Here is a 21,856-nt window from a genome sequence, read left to right on the forward strand (position 1 = left end):
CATGCCATCGTCGACCGGGAGCAGACTCTTCTCCAGCAGGATCAGGTCGGCGGATTCGCGGGCGATATCGGCGCCGGTATCGACCGCGATGCCAACGTCGGAGCACTCGAGCGCAGGACCGTGGTTGATGCCGTCGCCGAGAAAACCCACCACGCGGCCATCATGCTGGAGGGCGCGGATAACGCGGGTCTTCTATTGCGGGAGCAGCCTGGAGAAGACGGCGCATGTGCGGGCGCCTGCGCCAGTCGTTCGTCATCGAGGCGCTCGATCGCGGGACCGTCGAGGATCCGCGTGGCGTCGATGCCGACCAGGGCGCGCAGCCGCTCGGCGGCGCCGACGGCCTGGCCGGTTGCCAGGTCGAGCGCCGCCAGCGCCAGCAGGAGCAGGGGCAGCGGGCGAGCAGAGGTGGTCAGCAGGGACGCGGGCCAGCCACGTCGGCGCCCCTGCGCTACGGTGTTGCGGCCGTGGCGCGCCAGCCGGGTGCGGGCCTCGTCCGGCGGGAGGCCTGTGGCGCCGCTTGCGAGCGCCGCCAGCGCGGCGTCGGTTTCCATCGCCGCGATGGCGGCGATGTCCGGGCCGGCCGCCGGCGCGCCCGGCTTCCGGTGGGGACGGCGCATGCCCGATCCGCCGTCCATTGGTCAGGTCCTGGTGTCCCGGATGCGACCCTAGTGGGCCAGCAGGACGGGCAGCGCGGCCTCGGCCAGAATCGTACGCGTGGCGCCGCCGACGCACAATTCGTGGAAGCGGCTGTGGCCGAAGCAGCCCATGACCAGCATTCCGCAATCGAGTTCTTGCGCGAGAGCCAGCAGGTCGCGGCCGCTGCCGTGGCGTTCTTCACGCGTGCAGAAGTGGGCAGGCACGCGATGCCGATGCAGGAAACCGGACAGCTCCGACTGGTCAGTGGCAAACTGCGCGCCATGATCGCCCCGGCCCGGCCGGGTGAGCGCGACCACCATGACCGTGATGGCCCGCTGCAGCAGGGGTATTGCCGCCGCGAGGGCGCTCGATGCTTCCTGGCTTCCGTTCCAGCCGACGAGGATCCTGGGGGCCATCTCCGGTGCGGGGTCGCCGCGCGGCACGAGGAGCACCGGGCGGGCGCTGTTCAGGATGACGTATTCGGGCAAGCGGGTTCCAACGCCCGGCATGGCCTCGTCGGGGTCGTCCTGGCTGATGACGACCAGGTCGGCGCTGCGCGCCTGGCGTGCCAGGCCGTCGTCGGGCAGGTCGCAGACCAGCCGGGTCTCGCATGGCACCTGGCGTTCGCCGGCGATGGCGGTGAAGCGGGACAGCGCACGCCGCGCATTGTCCGCCAGCGGTTCGAAATAGCCGGCTTCGAGCGTGCCCGGCTGCCAGTGGCAGCCCCGCGGCAACACGGTGCGCGACACGCCCAGCATGGCCGCGCCGACCAGATGTGCGCCAAGGGCTTGCGCCAGGGTAGCGGCCCAGCGGATCCGTGCCGGCGCGTGGGCCGAGAGGTCGGCGTGGACGAGAATGGTCTTGTACATGGCTGGTCGATTCCTAGTGAGCGAGCAGGATGGGGCAGGCTGGGCGGCGCAGCACGGTCGCACTGGGGCCGTGGAACAGCGCTTCGCGCCAGCGCGCGTGGCCGTAGGCGCCCATGACGAGGAGGCTGGCGCCGCAACGTTCGGCTTCGGCGAGCAGGGCAGCGCCGGGGTCGGTCGCCGCCGGCCGTACGGCGGTCCGGGTGGCAACGCCGTGGCGCCGCAAGAACGCGGCCAGGCGCGGCCCGGACTCGCCGCCGTCATCGGCGCCGCTGCTCAGGCCAAGCACGGTCGCATGGCGCGCCGCGCGCAAGAGCGGCAGGGCGCCGTCGATCGCGCGCGTCGCTTGCGTGCTGGCGTTCCAGGCCACGAGCGCGGCGCCGCCGGGCAGTGCCGCCTCGGCGCCGGCGGGCACCACGAGGACCGGCCGCCCGCCGGCAAGGACGAGGTGCTGAGCCAGTCCCTGCGGGCGCAAAGGGCCTGGGTTGCCGTCGGCGCCGCCGACGACGACGAGGTCGCAGTAGCGCGCGTCGAGCGCGAGCGCGACGCCGGTCTCGTCGTCGACCAGGCGTGTCTCGACCGACACCACGCCTTCATCGGACGCCAGTCGTTCGAAGCGGGACAGCGCGCGCCGGGCGGCATCGCGCAGCGCCGCGCACGGCGCCGCGAGGAACGTCCGTGTCGCTTCCGGCGTGTAACGGGAGACGCCGGTCGGCGCGCTTCCGATCAGGTGCGCTTGCATGGCGCGCGCGAGCCGGGCGGCGAGCCTGATGCGGCCCTGGGCTTCGGACGCGGGAGCCGCGTGTACCAGAATCGTCTTGTAGGTCATCGATCCGCTCCGGTTTCGCACCGATTCGCCGCTGGAGGACGCTGCGCATGAACCAGCGTGCGAAAAGCGCGCCGCGCCGCACACCGACGCTGGTTACATCAATAACGTCTGCCGTAATTCGAACCCTGACATGGATCAAAGTTGCGACAGTGATTTTTGCGTATAGCGGCGGTCTCTCAACATGGACAGCAACGGGGTTTCTAACAGCTAAAAGGAACTTGTTCGTCCTTGTGCAGTCATATGCATTATGAGCAAGTTAGTCTCGATCAGTATGGCTGCCGAAGCGCTTGGTGTCTCGACCAGCACTTTACGTCGATGGGAGGCAAGCGGTCGACTCACGCCAACGAGAACAGAAGGTGGTCAGCGCCGCTATGACGTGACAGCGCTGCATTCCGGTCCGCGTTACAGTGCGCCGTCATTCCGAAAGACTGTCAGCTATGCCCGGGTTTCGAGTCATGACCACCGGGCAGATCTGGAGCGGCAAAAGCAGGTGCTCGAATTGTACTGTGCAAGCCAAGGCTGGACATCCGACATCATCACCGATCTTGGCTCGGGCATGAACTATCGCAAACGGGGATTGAAACGCCTGCTCGATGGGATTGTCGAAGGAGAAGTAGGACGCCTGGTCCTGACGCACAAGGACCGGCTACTGCGCTTCGGTGCAGAACTCGTCTTCGCTGCGTGCCAGGTGAAACAGGTCGAGGTAGTCATCCTCAACCTGGGCGAAGACACCACTTTCGAAGAGGAGCTTGCCAGCGATGTACTCGAAATCATCACCGTATTCTCTGCCAGGTTGTACGGTAGCCGCAGTCACCGAAACCAGAAACTGATCGACGGCATGCGCACGGCTGTCAGGGATTCGCAATGTACCTAGCACATCGTATTCGCCTCGATCCGAACAACGTCCAGGCGACGTATCTGGCGCGCTGCGCTGGTACGGCACGCTTCGCCTACAACTGGGCACTGGCTGAGTGGAAACGGCAGTACGAAGCGTGCAAGCTTGATCCCGCTTTACCCAAGCCGAACGAAGCGGCGTTGCGGCGTCAGCTCAATGCCATCAAACGGGAAGAGTTCCCACGGATGCTCGAAGTGACCAAGAACGCGCCGCAGATGGCGATCCAGCAATTGGGATGCGGCTTCAAGAACTTTTTTGAAGGCCGGGCTGGATATCCAAGATGTCGTCGCAAAGGTCGTGACGACCGTTTTACTTTGACGAACGACCAGTTCCGCGTCGAAGACAAGCGCATCCGTATCCCGAAGCTGGGATGGCTGCGCATGTGTAAATCCCTGCGTCTTTCAGGACGAATCGTCTCAGCCTCGATCGAGCGTGTTGCAGACCGCTGGCATGCCAGCATTGTTGTCGACACCATTGCGTCATTCTTGCCGCCTGCCGAAGACCAAGGCGCGGTAGGAGCCGACCTGGGTGTCACGACGCTGGCCACGCTATCCACAGGTGAGACCTTTGCCGGGCCGAAGGCCTTGCGGTCGCTCCTGGCGCGGGTAAAGCGCCTGGGACGCAGTCTGTCGCGCAAAGTCAAAGGGTCCCGCAATTACGCCAAGCCGAAGACCAAGCTTGCCCGCCTGCATGCTCGGATCGCCGACATCCGGCGCGACGGCCTGCACTAGCTGACCACATTCATCACCCGCCGATTCCAGATCATCGGCATCGAGGACCTGAACGTCAAGGGCATGCTCGGGAACCATTGTCCCGCACGCTCAATCGCGGACATGGGTTTTGGCGAGCTGCGCCGCCAGCTGGAATACAAGGCGGCGTGGCGCGGTGGGCAGGTCGTCGTGGTCGATCGATGGTATCCCAGCAGTAAGACGTGCTCAAGCTGCGGCCATCGGCTCGATGTGCTCGACCTCCAGGTGCGGCAATGGCGCTGTCCGGACTGCGGCGGACTGCACGATCGGGACGTAAACGCACCAATTAATCCGAGAAATATGGCGGTGAGTTCCACCGGCACTGCCTGCTGAGGGGAAGGCGCTGGCCTTGCGCGTGAAGCGCAAGGTGAAACCAGCCCCTGTGAAGCAGGAATCCAACAGCAAAGTTAAGCAACTATGAATAGCTTTGCGTAAGTTTGGACGAACGGATCAGCCACCTCATGGAGCAGCCAGAATGAGCGCCGGCCTGGATGCCCATGCAGGTAGCGGACGCAGCCCGCGCCAGGCGATGCTGGACGCGGCCAAGGCATATCTTTTGCGTATCCCCGGTCCCAACTGCGTCGGCCTGCTGGTGCCGGGTCGCGGCTTGAACGCCAGTTTTGCGCCGATGGCGGCGCTTCCGGGCAAGATCGCCCCCGAGGTGATCGAGCCCGACTTGAATCCCTTGCTGGCCGATGCCGGCGGCGTGCTGGTGCTGGATGCCCACATGCGGCTCGTTCAGGTACCCGCAAGACACGACCCGCGCGCCAGGCTCGTGATCCTGCCCTATCCCGAGGGCCTGAAACGCCATGCCGACAGTGCGCTCGGGCCGCTGACGCCGCGCCCGGTCCGGCCAGGGGACGGACCGGCGCATCAGGCATTCTTTGCCGCTCTCACGCCGGAGGACCTGCACTTCCGGATGTTCGGCATGACGCGCACCTCGACGGCGGTCCAGTTGGGGCGTTTCACCCGGAGCGGCCATGCACGCGAGATGGCCTTCATCGCGACCGCAGGACCGCTGGACCGCAGGACCGCGGACGATCGCGGCGAGACGCTGGGCGTCGTGCGTGCTGCGTCGACCCCGACGAGATTGCCGGCTAGTTCGCGATCGTCGTGCGGTCCGACCTGAAGGGCCGTGGGATGGGACGGATCTCGATGGATTGCCTCATCGATTATTGCAGAGGGCGAAGTCTGCTGACCTTGCGCGGGTCCACGCTCGCCGGCAACACCCGCATGCATTCCCTGGCGCGCGCCTGCGGATTCACGCTGATGCCCGCATCGGACGGTGCGGTGGAGCGCAGGCTCGGGTTGAAGCCTGCAGGCGACCGCGAGTGCACGCGTGCTGATGCTATGGAAACAACTGGTGGCGTCGAGCCAGTAGTCGTGTCCAGCGAGCCAATCGAACGCCCGCGGCCATGACTACCGGCAGAAGCACGGCGAATCCGGTCCAGGCCGGCGGTGGGGGAGAGAAACGGAAGATATCGGCCAACGGCGAAAGATACAGCGCCGATCCAAGCGCACAGAGGGTGCCCGCGATGACTGCGAGCAGGAGGGGGTTTACCATGCGCGTCGCGGCGCTGGACGTCGCCGGCTGGCGGTACAGCAGCAGCAGCGCCAGGTTGCTCAGGGCAAGGGCGCTGAATGTGACGGCGCGGGCCTGGGGCTCGCTCAGTGTGGCGAGGGCGAGTCCATGACCACCTGCGAGCAATGCCGTGGTCCACAAGCCGCAGGCAAGTGCAGCAATGAACGGGCCGCGCCCCAGCAGGGGTTCGTTGCGGGAGCGGGGCGGGCGGCGCATCAGGTCGGCTTCTTCCGGTTCGTTCTCGAAGGCAAGGGAACAGGCCGGGCCGATCACGAGTTCCATGAACGCGATGTGCATCGGATACAGCAGGATTGGCCAGCCAAGCAGCGGCGGCAGCAATGCCATCATGGCGATCGGCACATGGACCGCGCTGACGTAACGCATCGACTTGCGCATATTGCTGTAGATGCGGCGCCCTGCCCGCAAGGCATGTACCAACGAGGAGAAACGGTCGTCGAGGAGCGTGAGGACGGCGGCCTCGCGGGCGACGTCGGTGCCGCGCTTGCCCATGGCAACGCCGACGTCGGCGGCGCGCAAGGCGGGGGCGTCGTTGACGCCATCGCCTGTCATGGCGACGATCTCGCCACCGCGCTGGAGCGCACGGACGATTGCCAGCTTCTGTGCCGGAGCGATCCGGGCGCAGATGCCGACCCCATCGAGGTGGGATGCAAGGTCGATTGAAGCGATGCGCGCGATGTCGCTGCCGGTGAGGGTGGCGCCGGCGGGCAGGCCAGCCTGGCGTGCGATGGCCTGGGCGGTCTGGGGGTGGTCGCCAGTGATCATCAGCACCCTGATCCCTGCGGCCCGGCACTGCGCCACCGCCGCCGGAATGTCCGCGCGCAAGGGATCGTCGAATGCGACCAGCCCACTGAACCGGTAATCCAGCTGCGCCGGATCGTCCGGCCACGGCGCTGCGACGTGCGCGGCGGTGGCCAGGGCGAGCACCCGCAGGCCTTCGGCCGCCAGTGCCGCGGCGGCAGGCAGGCACGCCGCCGCGCTGCCATCGCGGCAGAGCGCCGAGATGGTCTCCGGTGCGCCCTTGGCAAACGCTTGCGCCCCCGTGGCGCCTTGCCGGATGTGGATGGTGGCAGGGCGCGTATCGGTCATGCCGTATTCGCGTTCCAGGCGCCATTGCCCGGCCATGGTTTCCACGGTTGCCCGCATGCCTGCGGCGGCACGATGGAGCGCCAGTTCCAGCGGATCCGAGGCAGGGGGACGACTGGCCAGGAGTGCCTGGGATAGCAGCTCCCGATGCGCAGGCGGCGGGGCCCCGGCATCGACTTCGTGGGCTGCGCCGTCGCGCCAGAGCAGACGCAGCGCCATCCGGTTCTCGGTCAGCGTGCCGGTCTTGTCGACGCACAGGACTGTTGTCGATCCGAGTATTTCGATCGCGGCCAGGCGCCTGGTCAGTACCTGGCGCTGCGCCAGGCGCCAGGCGCCGAGCGCGGGAAAGATGGTCAGGATCAGCGGGAATTCTTCGGGAAGCATCGACATGGACAGGGCCACGCCGGCAAGCAGCGCCTGCAGCCAGTCGCGGTCGCGGTAGCCCAGCAGCAGCACCAACAGCGCGCTGACGAACAGCCCCAGCAGTGCAAGCCGGCGCACCAGGACGCGGGTTTCGCGCTGCAGACGTGCGGTTGGCGGGGTGATCTGTCCCAGCGCGCCGCCGATCCGGCCTAATTCGCTGCGGGCCCCGGTGGCGCACACTTCGCCCAGCCCGTCTCCCTGCACCACGAGCGTTCCGGCAAATGCCCAGGACTGCCTCGCTTCGTCCAGCTCGGGTGGCGCATCCTTGCCCATGCGGGCGCGTTTGAAAACCGGTACCGATTCGCCTGTCAGCAATGACTCGTCGATCATCAGCCCGCTGGCCTCGAGCAATTCGGTGTCGGCAGGAACGCGGTCGCCGGCGGCGAGCGCGACGAGGTCGCCCGGCACCAGGTCTGCAGCGGCAATGCGCAGGCGGCGCCTGTCGCGTACGACGCTCGCAAGCGGTGCGCTCAGGTCGCGCAACGACTGCAAGGCGCGTTCCGTGTGGCCTTCCTGATACAGCGTCATGCCGAGCAGGACCGCCACCATGGCCAGCAAGAAGAAGCTTTCCCGCGGCTCGCCCAACGCCAGGTACAACAATGCGGAGACCACCAGCAGCAGAAACATCGGCTCGCGCGCGGCGTCCGCCATGATGACGGGCCAGCCGCGGCGGGCCTGATCGGGCAGCTTGTTGGGGCCGTTGGCGGCAAGCCTGCGTGCGGCCTCACCGGCCGAAAGTCCGCATCGGGACGAAGACGGGTTCATCGCGTGCAACGGTCGGAAAGATCGCGGAAGGCAGGCTGCCGCGGCATGCGATCCACGCCTGCCGGCAGGTTATCCCGGTTACTTCTCGTCTTCATGGCCGTTCGCCTCTGGAGTGGCGTCAACGATAGGCGAGGGGCTCAGAATTCCTTTGAGTTATATCAGAGGTGCGTTAGATCCATGAGTTTTTGGCGCTGTCACCGTTAGCTGTTGACGAGACAGCCTGGTGCGCAATGCCATGCATCCGGGCAGAGGCGGGATAGGCGGCGTTGGCGTCGGTGACCAGCAGCGCTTGTGGATCGAGTTTCGGCAACAGGTATGTGGTCAACTGGGCCGCCTTCAGGGCGCCGCGGCCGGTGACGGCATCGATGGTCTGCCCGCTGCAGTCGCGCACCACCAGGATGCAGTCGAGATGACGCGAGATGCCGCGCAAGGCGGCCCTGCCGCCGCGCCTGCGCGGCTTGCGGTCGAGCTTGCGCGAGCCTTTCTGCGATTCGAGCAGGAAGGTCTCGTCTGCTTCGACGATGCCGGACAGGCGCGCGGGCCGGTCGTCCTTGACGCTGTCGAGGAAGCGGTGGCGCCAACGAAACGCGGTATTGCGGTGCACATCGATCCGCTTGGCGGCGGCGCGCACCGACCGCGACTCGAGCACGGTAGCGAGATAATCGAGCCACTTGTCCTTGTGCCTGAGCCGCGCCAGCGGCGTGCCGCTCAGGTCGTTGAAAGTGCGACCGCAGGCGCAGCAGCGAAAACGTTGCAGGTCGTTGGCGCGGCCGTGCCGGTGCCAGCGTTCGCAGCCGCAATCCGGACAGCGCCGCCCATCACGGCGGATCTCGTCGATGAGGGCGACCACCCGGTACAGTCCGGCTGCCGGATGCAGGGCGGCCAGTACCTGCTGGCGCTGCGACTGGTTCAACAGCGCAAGCTGGGCGAACAGCTCGGCAAACCCAAGGGCGTTCACAGTGCGGCTCCCTTTCCGTGACGATAGGGTTTGGACCGCGGATCAGCTCAGCAGTTCAATGCTCATCCATATTTAACGTTGACAGCGCCATTTTCTTTTGGCGCTTTATCTTGTTCCATATAGACCTGCGCATCCTGGACCGAAGCGTTGCGGCGCTGCACGCGGTACGCCGTCTTTCATGGTCACGCCAGGGAGACAGCGTCAGAATTGTCCTGTCGTTGCGCGGTGCATCGGCGTTCCTGCGGCGGCGTCCCGGCTGCAGGCATCCTCCGAACAGGGATGATCGATGGAGAACTAATATGAGTAATCAACCGAACTGGCCGAGCAAGCAGGATGGACAGAAATCCGGAGGGGGGCGCGATAACGCCCCCGCGAAAAAATAAGACACGGCTAGAGCGCACAAGCCGGGTGGGCTGGCGGCGGCATTGGACATTGCCGCCAGCTTGCAATGGGCGGGATGCCTGTCAGATGCGAGGGCGGTCGACAAGACGGTCCGGGGGCGGCTGATCCAGGCGGAAGGCCCGCTCGGCTGGTGCGGTATCGTTATACGCTTCGAAACGCGCGATCTTGCCGTCGCGGATCGTCAGGATGTGCACCCATGGGCTGTCGAAGCTGCGGCCCGTCGGCTTGGCCAGCCAGGTGGCGTCGCCCGCGACCACGACCATGTCGCCTTCGGCGATGAACTGCCTGGGCACGAAGCTGAGCGGCTCCGCCCCGCCGGCGAACTTGGCGAAGAAGTCGGCGATCTCGGCCTTGCCGTGGTGGGCGCCGGCAAAGGGGATCCAGTCCGAGTCGCGCTCGATCCAGTCCGCATCGTCGCTGCAGCGCTCCAGCAGGCTGGGGATGTCTCCCTTCATAAATAATTGATAGCACTCCATCACCATCTGCTTGTTGTTTTGTGCGTCCATGACAGTGTCCTCGAGGTTTGGCCGTCCGCTGGCAATCCCGGCTGTTCATGCCCGGCAAGCCGACGGCTTCAACTTAATGCGTGAGAACCGGATGTCAAGGTGAGCGGTGGACGGCGCCGGGACGGGACTTCCTCACCGCGCCCGTCCGCGGCGCGGGACGGGCGACCGATGCTGAAAACGATATCGATATCGCAAAATAAGTGATTGGAAAATTCGTCCGGGCTCATCTTAGTATGCAGCACGACGGGCTGTATCGGCTTCGTTCATGGGGGAGTCCGTCCGCATTGCCGGGCACGATTCCTCCATGCGCGAAGCAGCCCGTTGCGCCGTTATGGACCGTGCTGGCCTGGCCGGTTGGACCTGAGCGATACCGATCAACCGTCCAAAGGAGTCATCCATGCCCGGTCCCGTCGCCACGCCCGGCGCAGGCGCTGCCGCGCCATCGCCCATGCGGGTCAGCAGCTTCGCCGTCATGTCGCTGCTATCCAGCCTGTTCTTCACCTGGGGCTTCATCACCGTCATCAACAACACCCTGCTGCCGCACCTGCGCAGCGTGTTCGACCTCAGTTATACCCAGACCACGCTGATCGAATCGGTCTGGTTCATCGCATACTTTGTCGCCTCGATCCCGTCGGCGCGCCTGATCGAGCGCATCGGCTACAAGCGGGCGATCGTCACCGGCCTGGGCATCATGGCCGCAGGCGCGCTGCTGATGGTGCCGGCGGCGCGCCTGCCGTCGTACGGCGTGACCCTGTTTGCGCTGTTCGTGATCGCCAGCGGCATCACCCTGCTGCAGGTCTCGGCCAATCCCTACGTGGCCGTGGTCGGCTCGCCAGAGACGGCGTCGGCGCGCCTGAACCTGGTCCAGGCATTCAATTCGCTCGGCACCACGCTGGCGCCGCTGTTCGGCGCCTACCTGATCCTGGGCCGCTCGACTTCCGGGACTGCCGAAGCAGGCGCCGTCCTGACCCAGGCCGAGCGGCTGGCCGACGCCCAGGCGGTCCAGTTGCCCTACCTGATCGTGGCCGCCGTGCTGGTGCTGCTGGCGGTCGCGATCGCACGCTTTCCGCTGCCGGCGCTGCACGCCAGCACCCGCCGCGCCAGCCGCGAAGAGCGCGCCACGCTGTCGCTGTGGCGCCACCGCAACCTGGTGTTCGGCATTCCGGCGATCTTCATCTACCTGATCGCCGAGATCGGCGTCGCCAACCTGTTCATCAACTTCGTGGCGCTGCCCGAGATCGGCAACCTGAGCCACGAGCAGGGGGCCTATTACCTGTTCCTGCTGTGGGGTGGCATGATGGTGGGCCGCTTCTTCGGCAGCTTCCTGATGCGCCGGATGGCGGCCGAGCACGTGCTGGCGCTGGCCAGCATTGGCGCCTTCGTCGTCATGATGGTTGCCGCCTTGAGCACCGGCCAGGTCGCGCTGTGGGCGCTGGTCTCGGTCGGCCTGTTCCACTCGGTGATGTTCCCGACCATTTTCACGCTCGGCATCAAGGGCCTCGGTCCGCTCACCGAGGAAGGCGCGGGCCTGCTCATCATGGCGATCGCGGGTGGTGCCCTGGTGATCGTGCATGGCTGGCTGGCCGATACCATCGGCCTGCAACTGTCCTTCCTGCTGACCGCTGCCTGCGAACTGTATGTGCTGTTCTATGCCGTGTGGGGCGCCCGTACTGCCAGCTCTTCGTAAAGTGCGTCCTGGTACTGCGAACGACCCGTGCCGTAACGCTGTCGGTACAGAATTAAAATTGAGAATGGGATATCATTATCGAATAGAGTAACGTTTCACACGAAGGAGTCGGATGCAGTTCCCCATCGCCAGCAGCCTCGATCAACCAGCAACGCGTCTGGGCCAGGCTGCCACCAACCGCCGCCGGCTGCAGAGCCTCGATGCGCTACGAGGCTTCGTCATGGTCATCATGTTGATCGACCATATCCGCGAAAACTGGTATCTCCACCTCGGCGTGCCCGATCCCGTCGACCCGGCGACGGTCGACCCGGTGCTGTTCTTCATGCGCATCGTCACCAACCTGTGCGCACCGATCTTCGTCGGACTGACCGGACTGGGCGCCTACCTGTATGGCCTCAACCACACCCGGGCCGAAACCGCGGGCTACCTGCTCAAGCGCGGCCTGTTGCTGATGGCGATCGACGTCACCTTGCTCACCCTTGCCTGGACCGTCAAGCTGCCGCCGACCGTCTGGCTGCAGGTGATCTGGGCCATCGGCGTCTGCATGATCGCCCTGGCCGGCCTGATCTACCTGCCCAGGAAGCTGCTGCTGGCGCTGGGCCTGCTGATCGTCTGTGGGCACAACCTGCTGGACGGCGTGCGTCTGCTGCCGGGCGACCCTGGCTATGTCGCCTGGGCGCTGCTGCACCAGCGCGACCTGATCGCCTTGCCGTTCGGCGCCGTCGCCAGGACCTCGTATCCGGTGCTGCCATGGATCGGTGTGATCACGATCGGCTACCTGCTTGGCAGCTGGTTCGAGCCAGGCAAGGATGGCAAGCAGCGCGTGCGCCGCCTGCTGCTGCTGGGCGCGGGCATGCTGGCCGCATTCGTCGTGCTGCGCGCCTTGAATGTGTATGGCGATAAGCCCTGGGTCGCGCACGACGCGCTGCTGCACACCGCGATGGCGTTCATCGCGCTGACCAAGTATCCGCCGTCCCTGCTGTTCCTGCTGCAGACGCTGGGCGTCGGCCTGATCCTGCTGGCGCTGTTCGAGCGCTGGGAGGGCCGCAGGTGGCTGGCCGCGCTGGCGGTGTTCGGCGGCGCGCCCATGTTCTTCTACATCCTGCACATCTATGTCCTGCGGGCGCTGTACCACGTCGCCTACCTGATCTGGGGGGCGACCCACGGCGTGAGCTTCGGCCTGGATGACTTCAACTGGGTCTGGCTCTGGTATGTGATACTGCTGCCGGTCCTGTACGTGCCGACGGCATGGTACGCACGCCTGAAGGCGCGGCGGCGCGATATCGGCTGGCTCAAGTATTTTTGACGGGCGGCCGCGCGCCGCGTCAAAAGGCGTGGGCGAGTCCCATGCCGAACGCAGTCCGCGATCGCGCCTGGCGCTGTCGCCCAAGGCTTGCATACAGCGTGGTGCGGCGCGACAGCACATGATCGAGGCCGAGCGACGCGAAGTGGTTGGCGGTCGCGTCGAGGCGCTGTCGGCCCCAGCCCGCCTTGAGCACATTCACGCCCATCTTCCAGCTCGCCCCCAGCGTGACGGCGCGCGAGCGGGCCCCTTGCTCGATGCCGCAGCTGTCGTCCCATGCCGCCATCAGCGCCACCGCGCCGACGGACACCTTGCCCGCCACGAAGGTATCGCGCTCACCCAGGCTGTTGCGCTCGAACGCCGCCATGGCGGCCAGCGGCCCCTGTCCATATTCGAGCACGGCGGAATACGGCCGGCCCGATGCGCCGGCTTCCCGGCGGCGTTCCGGCGAACCGCTCAGGCGCAAGGTGAAGCCGGCCAGCGCCGGCGAATCGTAGAAGATGCCGTTCTCCACGCGGCCATATTCCGCCGTGCCGCGGTTGGCGAACGGATCGCTGGGCGTCAACGGATGCCACAGGTACCAGGCGGGCGAGGCGATGCGGTTGAAGTTGGCCCAGGGGTCGAACTTCCAGTCGTTGGCCCACATCGCCGTCATCGCGCGCCCCACCCGCAGCGTGCCCCAGGCGCCTGCCAGGCCAACGGTGGATTCGTCATGCCAGAACGGTTTGTACCCGGCGCCTTCGCTTTCTCCGGTATCGAGTTCCATCCGGGTGCTCAGGCGAAATATGAGCTTGTTGCCGCCGCCCAGGTCTTCCTGGCCCGAGATCGCGATATTGCTGCGCTGGACGGTGCCGACCTGGTTGACGCCGTCGAAGCCGCGGAACACACCGAGGTCGAGCAGGCCGCCAACCGATAGCGACGACTGCGCCGCCGCCGTCCCCATCGCGCCGAAGCCGACAGCGCAGCCGAGCAGCACCGCATGGCGGCAGCGCATGCTCATGCCTCCGGCGACAGCGCGGCAGCCGGCACGGCGCGTTTGGCCCGCGTCGCCAGCCAGCACAGGATCGCTCCGCCGCACACCATCGCCGCACCCTGCCAGAAGGCCCACGACAGGGGCGTGCGCAGCAGCAGGGTAGAGAGCGCGGCGGACAGCACCGGGATGAAGTACGAGGCCCCGGCCAGGATCGTGACGTTGCCATGCAAGATGCCCACGTTCCAGGCGCCGTAGCCGAAGCCCATGGCCGCGGCGGCCAGCACCAGGTAGATCGCTGCCTCCACGCTGAACGCCATCTCGCCGCCGCCCTGCAGCGCGTACTTGATCCACAGCGTGAGCGAGACCAGGATGAAGAACAGCGTCACGCCGTTCTTGCCGTTGGCGATGCGCGCCGTCACGGTGCAGTAGGCGGCCCAGATCAGCGCGCCGGCGAAGGCCAGGCCGTAGCTGAGCGGATTGTCGCGCACATTGGCCAGCATGCCGGCCGGGTCGATACCCCGCTCGCCACCCAGCACCCAGCAGATGCCGACGATCGACAGGATAAAGCCCGGCACGATCAGCCAGTTGGCGCGCTGGCGGTTGAACAGGATCGCCGCGACGATGGTGAAGGTCGGCCACAGGTAGTTGACCATGCCGACCTCGATCGCCTGCTGCGCGCTGTTGGCATAGCCGATCGACAGCGCCAGGCACAGCTCGTAGACCACGAACAGCAGGCTGCCCCATGCCAGATAGCGGCGTGGGAATGTCCGCAACGGCACCCAACCAACCGACAGCAGCAGAAAGACCGAGGCCACGCTGTACATCATCGCGGCCCCGCCGGTAGGCCCCAGGTATTCGCTGACGCTGCGGATCAGGCCGACGATGGAACTCCAAAGCAGGATAGCTACCACGCCGATCAGGGTCGCCTTGTTCGTGTTTTTCATGATTGATTCGATTCGATTCAGGCCGGGGCGTCGATCCAGATGGTCTTGATCTCGGTGTACTGGTCGTGCGCCCATTGGGATTTATCGCGTCCGCCGAAGCCCGATTCCTTGTAGCCGCCGAACGGCGTGGACACATCGCCCTCGCCAAAGCAGTTTACCGTGACCACCCCGGCGCGAATCGCGCGCGACAGCCTGAGGGCATGACGCAGGTCGTCGGTATAGACCGAGGCGGCCAGGCCATAGACCGAATCGTTCGCCAGTTCGATGGCCTGCTCGACCGTCTTGAACGTGGTGACCGCGAGCACCGGCCCGAAGATCTCTTCCTGGAACAGCACGCTGTCGCGGCCCACGCCGTCGACCACGGTCGGCTGCACGTACGCGCCGTGCTCGGTGTCGCCACCGAACGCCACCGGCAGCTTCTCGCTCGCTGCCTGCTCGAGGTAGGAACGCACTTTCTCGAAATGGGCCTGGCTGACCATGGCGCCCAGGCGGTTATCCGGGTCGAGCGGATCGCCCATGGTCCATTCGCGCAGCTGCACGCCAATGCGTTCCAGCAGCCGGTCCTTGATGTCCGCATGGACGATCAGGCGCGACGATGCCGAGCAGTTTTCGCCCATATTCCAGAACGCGCCGTTGACCACGTGGCGCGCCACGCTGTCCAGGTCCGCTACGTCCTCCAGCACCACGGCCGGATTCTTGCCGCCGCATTCGAGCACCACGCGCTTGAGGTTCGACTCGGCCGCATACTGCAGGAACAGGCGGCCGGTGGCGGTCGAGCCGGTGAAGCTGACCATGGCGACGTCGCGGTGCCGCCCCAGCGGTTCGCCCACTTCGCGTCCGCCTCCTGGCAGCACATTGAACACGCCCGCCGGCATGCCGGCCTGGTGGGCCAGTTCGGCCACGCGCAGCGCGGTGAGGGTGGTTTCCTTGGCTGGCTTGACCACGATCGAGCAGCCCGCCGCCAGCGACGGACCGATCTTCCAGGCCAGCATCAGCAGCGGGAAATTCCATGGCAAGACCAGGCCGACCACGCCAATCGCCTCGCGCACGACCAGCGCCAGCGCGTTCGACCCCACGGGAGCGGTGTGGTCGTAGATCTTGTCGATCAGCTCCGCATGCCAGCGGATCGTGTGGATCGCTTCCGGCACGTCGGTGTTCTGGCATTCGCGGATTGGTTTACCGCTGTCGAGCGTTTCCATCACGGCCAGTTCGTGCGCGTTCTGCTCGAGCAGGTCGGCGAAGCGCAGCAGGATGTGCTTGCGCTCGGCGGGCGCCAGCCGGCTCCAGCGCCCGTCGTCGAAGGCGGCCTTGGCCGCCGCCACGGCGACGTCGACGTCTTGCGCTGCGCAAGCGGCGATGTGGGCCAGCAGCTGTCCCGTCGCCGGGTTGGTGGTCTCGAAGACCTGGCCCGACAGGGCGGGGACGAAGGCGCCATCGACGAAAGCCTGGGTCGGCAGCGCGAGCCTGTCGGCCAGGGCCGCATACTCGGCGGCGTTCAGGAGTGCGGCGGCCATCAGGCTTCACCTCCGACAATCGCTGCCACGTCGCGCTTGAGCTGGGCGACCACGGCCTGCAAGGCCTGCTGTTCGCCGGCATCGAGGCCTTGCAGCGGGGCCCGCACGCTGCCCGGGCGCAGGCCCGCCAGCGCGCAGCCGTGCTTGATCGACTGGACGAACTTGCCGCCCTCGAGATAATCCATCAGCGGCAGCATGGCCGACATGATGCGGCGGCCCTTGTCGAAATCCTTCTCGACGGCGCAGGCCTGATACAGCGCGATGTGTTCGCGCGGCAGGAAGTTGGAGCCGGCGCAGACCCAGCTGCGCGCGCCCCAGGCGAAGAATTCCAGCGCCTGGTCGTCCCAGCCGCACGACAGGCCGATACCTGGGAACTCGCGCGCCAGCATGTGCAGCTGGCCGGTCGAGCCCGAGCTTTCCTTGATCGCGATGATGTTCTTCGACGCTTGCGTGACGATGCGGAAGAACTCGCGGCCCATCGACATGCCCATGCGGCCCGGATAGTTGTACAACATGACCGGCAGGCCGGCGGCCTGGTCGATCGCCAGCGCGTGGGCCGCGTTTTCCTGCTCGGTCGGCAGCGCATAGGGCGGGGTGCCGACCAGGATGGCGTCGGCCTTGATGTCCCGTGCCAGCCTGGCGTAGCCGATGGCCTCTTCGGTGCGGATGGCGCCGGTGCCGATGATGAGCTGGGTGCGGGCGCCGATCACTTCCTTCGCCAGGGTGGCCAGTGCAACGCGCTCCTGGGTGCTGTGGGCATAGTATTCGCCGGTCGAGCCGGCGATGACGATGCCGTGCACGCCTTGCTCGATCAGGTATTCCAGCACGTCGGCGAATGCCTTCTGGTCGATTGCGCCATCCGCCGTCAATGGCGTGATCGCGGGGGTGTAGATGCCTTCGAATGTCATGATGTCCTCGGGTGAATATAGGTGAATACGGGTGAATGAAAGAGGTGCGGTCAGCGCTTGAGCGACGCCGCCTGTTCCAGGCTCATGCCGCGGGTTTCCGGGGCCAGCAGCAGCGATGCGGCGAGGCCGACGAAGGACACGGCGGCGGCCATGTACATGGTGTTGCCGATGCCGATGCCCTGCAGCGACATGGGCACGAGCCAGGTGCCGACGGCCGAGCCGATGCGCGTCATCGACGAGCCGACGCCGACCGCGAAAGCGCGGATCTCGGTCGGGAACAATTCGTTGGGATAGACCAGTTCGAGCACCTGGGCGCCGCCGATGAACAGGGCATAGGCGCCGAACATGACCAGCACCGGCATTTCGGAGCCGCCCGAGAAGGCGCCCAGGCCCAGCAGCGCCAGGGTCGACCACAGGAAGCTGTGGATGATCAGGGGACGGCGGCCCATGCTGTCGATCAGGCGCGTGGCGCCCACGCAGCCGACCACGAACAGCAGCGTGATCAGCACCGAGCCGTAGGCCGCCCAGTCGCCCTTCAGATTGAGCGCCTGCAGCACGATGGGGGCGAACGAGTACACGGCGAACATCGGCACCACGGCGGCGGTCCAGAACACGATCACGAACAGCATGCGCTTGCCGTAGCCGGAGTGCAGCAGGTCGCCCAGGCCGATCTTCTTTTCCGATTCCTGCGGCGGCATGTTCGCCAGCGAGAACGACGGACCATAAACGCGCTTGATGATGCGCTCGGCCTCGGCATGGCGGCCCTTGCTGACCAGCCAGCGCGGCGATTCCGGCGTCCCCAGTCGCACCAGGAACAGCAGCGCGCCCAGCACCGCGGAACTGGCCAGCACCAGGCGCCAGGCTTCATCGCCGCCGTGCTCGAGGATGACGTTGCCGACCATATAGGACAGGGCCGCGCCGACGAACCACATGATCGTCAGGCCGGCCAGGCGCGGGCCGCGGTTCTTTTGCGGCAGGAACTCGCACAGCAGGGAGCCGGCCACCGGATACTCGAGGCCGACGCCCAGGCCGACCAGGAAACGCAGCACGAACAGCGCCATGGCCGATTCGACCCAGAAGGTGCCGATGGAGCCGACGATGAACAGGATCGGGCCGACGAAGAACAGGCGCCGGCGGCCGATGCGGTCGGTCAGCCAGCCGCCGAGGAAGCCGCTGCAGAAGGTGCCGAGCATGGCGGAGGCGGCAATCATGCCCTGCCAGAACGAGTCCAGCCGCAGGTAATCCGAAAACTGGACGATGGCGACGCCGATGATGCTCAATATATAGCCGTCAAGGATCCAGCCGCCGCCCGCGCGCAGGGTCATCAACTGGTGGAAGCGGTTCAGCGGTACGTGTTCGATCGATATGGAGGGAACGCGCTCGGCGCTCGAGATACTTTTACTCATTGCAGATGGTCTCCTGTGATGTTCTGGTAAGTCTGCGGGTAAAGCGGTGTGATGTCGGATGCGATCGCCGGGGCGTCAACTCTCCAGGCCGGCCTGGCGCTGGCCCCACCACAGGGTGGCGTTCACGCCGAGCGACAGGAAGGGTTCGGGCGGCAGGCCGCTGGGCCCGGAGGTCGACAGCAGGAAGTCGATCAGCTCGTGGCGCTTGCCGGCGATCATGTCGGCCAGCAGGGTGCCGGTAACGGTGCCGCGGGTGATGCCCAGGCCATTGCAGAACAGGGAACCGTAGACGTTCGGCGCCAGCTGGCCGAAGAAGCCGCGGTGGTTCTGTGTCAGCGCCAGCGAGCCGCTCCAGGTGTAGTCGAAATCGACGTCCTTCAGCATCGGGAAGCGCCGCTCGAACGAGCGCCGGTGGTTGCGGGCCGCGCGCGCCAGGCAGTGGGGCTTCGATTGCTGGCCAGGGTTGAAGCTGAAGCTGTTGCGCATCAGGATGCGGTTGTCGTGCGTGCGGCGCACCGTGCTGCCGAACGGATCGGCCGGAATCACGCCCCAGAACGGCTTGCCGCCCAGCTGATCGCTCTCGGCCTCGGTCAGCGGCCTGCTGAGGCTCGCATACAGGTACATCGGCAGGACAGTCTGCTGCAGGAAGCCGAAGCGCGCACCGAAGGCGTTGTTGGCCAAAACCAGGCCATCGGCCACGATGCGGCCCTGGCGATGCGTGAGCACCGTTTTATCGCCATAATCCACGCCGGTGATGGCGGTGTTTTCGTACAGCGTGACGTTGGACGGCAGGCTGTCCGCCAGGCCCTTGACCAGGGCTGCGGGTTGCAGCAGCATGGTGCCGGGCGTGAACAGGGCCTGGCGGTAGAAGCCGGTGCCGATATGTCCGGGCAGCGCGTCGCCGGCGATCATCTCATACGGTTCGCCCAGCTTGTCCAGGCCGCGCCGGTAAGCGTCCAGCACGCGCACGCCGCGCGCCTCGACGGCGGCCTGGTATTTGCCGCTGGGGCGCATCTGGCAGTCGATGCCATGGCGCTCGACCAGCGCGTGCAGGATGTCCTGGCCGAGCCGGTTGAGTTTGAGCGTGGTGCGGGCGATGTCGATGTCGCCGATGTAGTCGTCGGCGCCGATGTCGTGGGGCAGGTCGATGGCGAAGCCGGCATTGCGGCCCGCCGTGCCGAAGCCGACTTCCTGGGCGTCGACCAGCACGATCTCGTCGTCCGGATAATGCAGGGCCAGCTGGCGGGCCGCGGCCAGGCCGGTGTAGCCGGCGCCGACGATCGCCCAGCGCGTATGCGTGTCGCCGCGGTGGGCGGCCCTGGCCTGGCGCGGCGGGGCCGTGTGAAACCAGCCGCAGCGCGCATCGTCGCGCGGCGTGACGCTAATCGTTTTCATATTGTCTCCAGTTCCGCTCGTGTTTTTTTTTGCAGCGGTGTTGAACTGAAGTCTAGGTAGTCGGCCATTCCGGCACAATCGACTTTTCTTCCCTAGAATTGATAACATGGCGTTATGAATAAGAATCCAGGCACGAACGCCGGCACCGACCAGCTGCTCCTCAAGATGCCGTCGCTCAGGGCGGTGAAGTGCTTCGTGGCGGCGGCGCGCTACCAGAGCTTCACGCGCGCGGCCGAGACCCTGTGCGTGACCCAGGCCGCGATCAGTCGCCAGATCCGCGAGCTCGAAGAGCACCTGGGCACGCCGCTGTTCGAGCGCGTCGGGCGCTCGGTCAGGCTCACGGCCGCCGGCTCGATCTTCTTCGACGCGGCCCAGCTCTCGTTCGTCAACATCGCCCAGGCCGCGGCGCGCGTGCGCAAGGATTACGGCAACCAGGGGCGGCGCACGCTGTCGCTGTGCTGTTCGCCGGCGTTCTCTGCGCTGTGGATGGCGCCCCGGCTGCCGGGCTTCTTCAGCACCCATCCGGACATCGACCTCGAGCTGGTCACGACCGAGAACTTCATGGCGCTCGAGCCGGGGATCCACCCTGATATCTTCATCACCAAGATGGCGCGCGTGCGCGACGGCTATGCGAGCGTGCCGCTGTTCCACGACCGCATCTATCCGGTCTGCACGCCGCGCTACCTGGCCGACCATCCCGAGGTCGCCACCATCGAGGGACTGCGCGCGAGCGTGCTGCTCAACCTGAGTCCTTATGGTCGCTCGCAGGTGGCGGAACACGTGGACTGGGGCGTGTGGCTGGCGATCCACCGCCTCGACCTCGAAGACCGTCCGCGCGACGGCGCGCACTACTTCAACGCCAACGACTACAACCTGCTGATCCAGATGGTGCTGGGCGACCAGGGCGTGGCGCTCGGCTTCGACCATTTGGTGGCGCCGCTGGTCGCGGCAGGGCGGCTGGTCAGGCCGGTCGAACAGGAACTGGTACTGGAAGAGACGCGCCACTACCTGGCTTATCGCGAGGAGCGGGCGGACGACAGTGCGATGGAGCGGTTTCGCGCCTGGTTCGCCGGGCAGGCGGGCTAGCGCGCATCAGGGTCCGATGTACGCGGCCAGTTCATCCGGCGTGCCATTCGGGAACGCCTCTTTCAGGTATGCCAGGAAGGCGGATACCCGCGCGCTGAGCAGGCGGCGCGACGGGTAGAGCGCCCACAGGGCGATCTCCGGTGCGTCCACCTCGCCCCAGCTGACCAGGGCGCCGGCGGCCAGGTCGTGGCTGACCAGCGATAGCGGCAGTTGCGCCGCGCCGACGCCAAGCCGCGCGGCGTCGCGCACCATGAACAGCGATCCCAGGCCCAGCCTTGGCTCGACCTCGATCGCCGCTGTGCCGGTCGGTTTCGCAAGCGGCCAGGTGCTGCGCTCGCGCCGTGTGCCACGCACCACGGCCGGTACGGGATGCCCGTCGGCAGGCAGCGCCAGGCCTGGCGCCGCCACGACCACCAGGCGGTCGCGCAGGAAGATACGCCCAACCAGGTTGGCGTCCGGCGCCGGATTGACGCGGATGACCAGGTCGATGCCTTCCTCGACCATATCGACCTCGCGGTCCTCATTCGTCACGTCGAGCCGCACGTCGGGATGCTTCAGCGCGAAACCGGCCGCCAGCTTGCCCATGGCGGCCTGCGAGAACAGCAGCGGCGCGCTGATGCGCAGGTGGCCGCGCACGCTGGCGGCGCCCTGGGCGATGGCGTCGGCCGTCTCGTCGATCTCGTTCAACAGCACGCTGGTTCGCTCATACAGCGCCTTGCCTTCCTCGGTCAGCCTGAGCACGCGCGCGCCGCGCTCGAACAGGCGCAGCTGCAGGCTGGTTTCGAGCTCCACGACATGGCGCGAGAGCGTCGCCTTGGGACGGCCCGTGGCGCGCGCCGCGCGCCCGACGCCACCGTGTCGGGCAACCAGGTTGAAATCGACCAGGGCCAGTAAATCCATGTGTGCCACTATTGAGACAGACTGT

18 protein-coding genes and 2 pseudogenes are annotated in these 21,856 nt (G+C 66.4%); 7 read left to right on the top strand and 13 right to left on the bottom strand.

The genetic code is table 11. From position 1 onward, the window contains the following. Nucleotides 1-41: 41 nt before the first annotated feature. From Q9246_RS17240 to Q9246_RS17250, 3 genes are read right to left on the bottom strand one after another with little or no spacing between them, the layout of a single operon-like run. Nucleotides 42-635, bottom strand: coding sequence for a cation-transporting P-type ATPase (locus tag Q9246_RS17240; protein WP_306391877.1), 594 nt, complete (start codon nt 633-635; stop codon nt 42-44). Between the two features lie 30 nt (nt 636-665). After that, on the bottom strand, nt 666-1,505 hold the full coding sequence (locus Q9246_RS17245; RefSeq protein WP_306391878.1) for a universal stress protein: 840 nt from the start codon (nt 1,503-1,505) through the stop codon (nt 666-668). Between the two features lie 13 nt (nt 1,506-1,518). Next, on the bottom strand, nt 1,519-2,331 hold the full coding sequence (locus Q9246_RS17250; protein ID WP_306391879.1) for a universal stress protein: 813 nt from the start codon (nt 2,329-2,331) through the stop codon (nt 1,519-1,521). A gap of 247 nt (nt 2,332-2,578) precedes the next feature. On the opposite strand from Q9246_RS17250, the gene Q9246_RS17255 reads away from it, so the two are divergent. The 4 genes and pseudogenes from Q9246_RS17255 to Q9246_RS26565 all read left to right on the top strand — a co-directional run bounded on the left by Q9246_RS17255 (nt 2,579) and on the right by Q9246_RS26565 (nt 5,394). Beyond that, entirely contained in the window at nt 2,579-3,205 is a 627-nt protein-coding gene (locus tag Q9246_RS17255; protein ID WP_306391880.1) for an IS607 family transposase, read from the top strand. Further along, nucleotides 3,196-4,308, top strand: a pseudogene (locus Q9246_RS17260) (RNA-guided endonuclease InsQ/TnpB family protein). Before Q9246_RS17255 ends, Q9246_RS17260 begins: the two are co-directional and overlap by 10 nt. 142 nt (nt 4,309-4,450) lie before the next feature. Beyond that, entirely contained in the window at nt 4,451-5,104 is a 654-nt protein-coding gene (locus Q9246_RS17265; protein ID WP_306391881.1) for a hypothetical protein, read from the top strand. Between the two features lie 26 nt (nt 5,105-5,130). Beyond that, nucleotides 5,131-5,394, top strand: a complete 264-nt coding sequence (locus tag Q9246_RS26565) for a GNAT family N-acetyltransferase (RefSeq protein WP_422802389.1) — start codon at nt 5,131-5,133, stop codon at nt 5,392-5,394. Here the strand turns inward: Q9246_RS26565 and Q9246_RS17270 are convergent. The 3 genes and pseudogenes from Q9246_RS17270 to Q9246_RS17280 form a co-directional block, all read right to left on the bottom strand. Further along, entirely contained in the window at nt 5,324-7,849 is a 2,526-nt protein-coding gene (locus tag Q9246_RS17270) for a cation-translocating P-type ATPase (RefSeq protein ID WP_306391882.1), read from the bottom strand. The genes Q9246_RS26565 and Q9246_RS17270 overlap by 71 nt on opposite strands. A 202-nt stretch (nt 7,850-8,051) precedes the next feature. After that, nucleotides 8,052-8,807 (bottom strand): annotated as a pseudogene (locus tag Q9246_RS17275) (IS1595 family transposase); the annotation flags it as partial. 464 nt (nt 8,808-9,271) lie between these two features. Further along, nucleotides 9,272-9,715: a nuclear transport factor 2 family protein gene (locus Q9246_RS17280; RefSeq protein ID WP_306391884.1), complete on the bottom strand. Its 444-nt coding sequence runs from the start codon at nt 9,713-9,715 to the stop codon at nt 9,272-9,274. 397 nt (nt 9,716-10,112) lie between these two features. Here Q9246_RS17280 and Q9246_RS17285 point away from each other — a divergent pair, with 397 nt between their 5' ends. Next, a complete protein-coding gene (locus Q9246_RS17285; RefSeq protein ID WP_306391885.1) occupies nt 10,113-11,402 on the top strand; it encodes a sugar MFS transporter in 1,290 nt (429 codons plus the stop codon). A gap of 112 nt (nt 11,403-11,514) precedes the next feature. Next, nucleotides 11,515-12,708, top strand: coding sequence for an acetyltransferase domain-containing protein (locus tag Q9246_RS17290; protein WP_306391886.1), 1,194 nt, complete (start codon nt 11,515-11,517; stop codon nt 12,706-12,708). A gap of 19 nt (nt 12,709-12,727) precedes the next feature. Here Q9246_RS17290 and Q9246_RS17295 read toward each other — a convergent pair whose 3' ends face one another. From Q9246_RS17295 to Q9246_RS17320, 6 genes are all read right to left on the bottom strand, one after another. Beyond that, on the bottom strand, nt 12,728-13,699 hold the full coding sequence (locus tag Q9246_RS17295) for a porin (protein ID WP_306398213.1): 972 nt from the start codon (nt 13,697-13,699) through the stop codon (nt 12,728-12,730). Between the two features lie 2 nt (nt 13,700-13,701). Next, nucleotides 13,702-14,622, bottom strand: coding sequence for an aromatic amino acid DMT transporter YddG (gene yddG, locus Q9246_RS17300; protein WP_306391887.1), 921 nt, complete (start codon nt 14,620-14,622; stop codon nt 13,702-13,704). Between the two features lie 17 nt (nt 14,623-14,639). Continuing rightward, nucleotides 14,640-16,136, bottom strand: a complete 1,497-nt coding sequence (locus Q9246_RS17305; RefSeq protein WP_306391888.1) for an aldehyde dehydrogenase — start codon at nt 16,134-16,136, stop codon at nt 14,640-14,642. After that, nucleotides 16,136-17,044, bottom strand: coding sequence for a dihydrodipicolinate synthase family protein (locus Q9246_RS17310; RefSeq protein WP_306391889.1), 909 nt, complete (start codon nt 17,042-17,044; stop codon nt 16,136-16,138). Before Q9246_RS17310 ends, Q9246_RS17305 begins: the two co-directional genes overlap by 1 nt. A 50-nt stretch (nt 17,045-17,094) precedes the next feature. Then, nucleotides 17,095-18,450 (bottom strand): MFS transporter, encoded by a 1,356-nt coding sequence (locus Q9246_RS17315; RefSeq protein WP_306391890.1) that lies wholly within the window; start codon nt 18,448-18,450, stop codon nt 17,095-17,097. 75 nt (nt 18,451-18,525) lie between these two features. Then, nucleotides 18,526-19,845, bottom strand: coding sequence for an NAD(P)/FAD-dependent oxidoreductase (locus Q9246_RS17320; protein ID WP_306391891.1), 1,320 nt, complete (start codon nt 19,843-19,845; stop codon nt 18,526-18,528). Nucleotides 19,846-19,959: 114 nt separating this feature from the next. Between Q9246_RS17320 and Q9246_RS17325 the strand changes: the two genes are divergently transcribed. Beyond that, nucleotides 19,960-20,931, top strand: coding sequence for a LysR substrate-binding domain-containing protein (locus Q9246_RS17325; RefSeq protein ID WP_306391892.1), 972 nt, complete (start codon nt 19,960-19,962; stop codon nt 20,929-20,931). Nucleotides 20,932-20,937: 6 nt separating this feature from the next. Here Q9246_RS17325 and Q9246_RS17330 read toward each other — a convergent pair whose 3' ends face one another. Beyond that, on the bottom strand, nt 20,938-21,831 hold the full coding sequence (locus Q9246_RS17330; protein WP_306391893.1) for a LysR family transcriptional regulator: 894 nt from the start codon (nt 21,829-21,831) through the stop codon (nt 20,938-20,940). Nucleotides 21,832-21,856: the final 25 nt, after the last annotated feature.

The sequence above is a fragment of the Telluria beijingensis genome (genome assembly GCF_030770395.1).
Lineage (GTDB): Bacteria > Pseudomonadota > Gammaproteobacteria > Burkholderiales > Burkholderiaceae_D > Telluria > Telluria beijingensis.

Coding starts and splice junctions, on each gene's coding strand:
- Q9246_RS17240 (WP_306391877.1), bottom strand. CDS start 635: ATGGACGGCGGATCGGGCATGCGCCGTCCCCACCGGAAGCCGGGCGCG.
- Q9246_RS17245 (WP_306391878.1), bottom strand. CDS start 1,505: ATGTACAAGACCATTCTCGTCCACGCCGACCTCTCGGCCCACGCGCCG.
- Q9246_RS17250 (WP_306391879.1), bottom strand. CDS start 2,331: ATGACCTACAAGACGATTCTGGTACACGCGGCTCCCGCGTCCGAAGCC.
- Q9246_RS17255 (WP_306391880.1), top strand. CDS start 2,579: ATGAGCAAGTTAGTCTCGATCAGTATGGCTGCCGAAGCGCTTGGTGTC.
- Q9246_RS17265 (WP_306391881.1), top strand. CDS start 4,451: ATGAGCGCCGGCCTGGATGCCCATGCAGGTAGCGGACGCAGCCCGCGC.
- Q9246_RS26565 (WP_422802389.1), top strand. CDS start 5,131: ATGGATTGCCTCATCGATTATTGCAGAGGGCGAAGTCTGCTGACCTTG.
- Q9246_RS17270 (WP_306391882.1), bottom strand. CDS start 7,849: ATGAACCCGTCTTCGTCCCGATGCGGACTTTCGGCCGGTGAGGCCGCA.
- Q9246_RS17280 (WP_306391884.1), bottom strand. CDS start 9,715: ATGGACGCACAAAACAACAAGCAGATGGTGATGGAGTGCTATCAATTA.
- Q9246_RS17285 (WP_306391885.1), top strand. CDS start 10,113: ATGCCCGGTCCCGTCGCCACGCCCGGCGCAGGCGCTGCCGCGCCATCG.
- Q9246_RS17290 (WP_306391886.1), top strand. CDS start 11,515: ATGCAGTTCCCCATCGCCAGCAGCCTCGATCAACCAGCAACGCGTCTG.
- Q9246_RS17295 (WP_306398213.1), bottom strand. CDS start 13,699: ATGCGCTGCCGCCATGCGGTGCTGCTCGGCTGCGCTGTCGGCTTCGGC.
- yddG (WP_306391887.1), bottom strand. CDS start 14,622: ATGAAAAACACGAACAAGGCGACCCTGATCGGCGTGGTAGCTATCCTG.
- Q9246_RS17305 (WP_306391888.1), bottom strand. CDS start 16,136: ATGGCCGCCGCACTCCTGAACGCCGCCGAGTATGCGGCCCTGGCCGAC.
- Q9246_RS17310 (WP_306391889.1), bottom strand. CDS start 17,044: ATGACATTCGAAGGCATCTACACCCCCGCGATCACGCCATTGACGGCG.
- Q9246_RS17315 (WP_306391890.1), bottom strand. CDS start 18,450: ATGAGTAAAAGTATCTCGAGCGCCGAGCGCGTTCCCTCCATATCGATC.
- Q9246_RS17320 (WP_306391891.1), bottom strand. CDS start 19,845: ATGAAAACGATTAGCGTCACGCCGCGCGACGATGCGCGCTGCGGCTGG.
- Q9246_RS17325 (WP_306391892.1), top strand. CDS start 19,960: ATGAATAAGAATCCAGGCACGAACGCCGGCACCGACCAGCTGCTCCTC.
- Q9246_RS17330 (WP_306391893.1), bottom strand. CDS start 21,831: ATGGATTTACTGGCCCTGGTCGATTTCAACCTGGTTGCCCGACACGGT.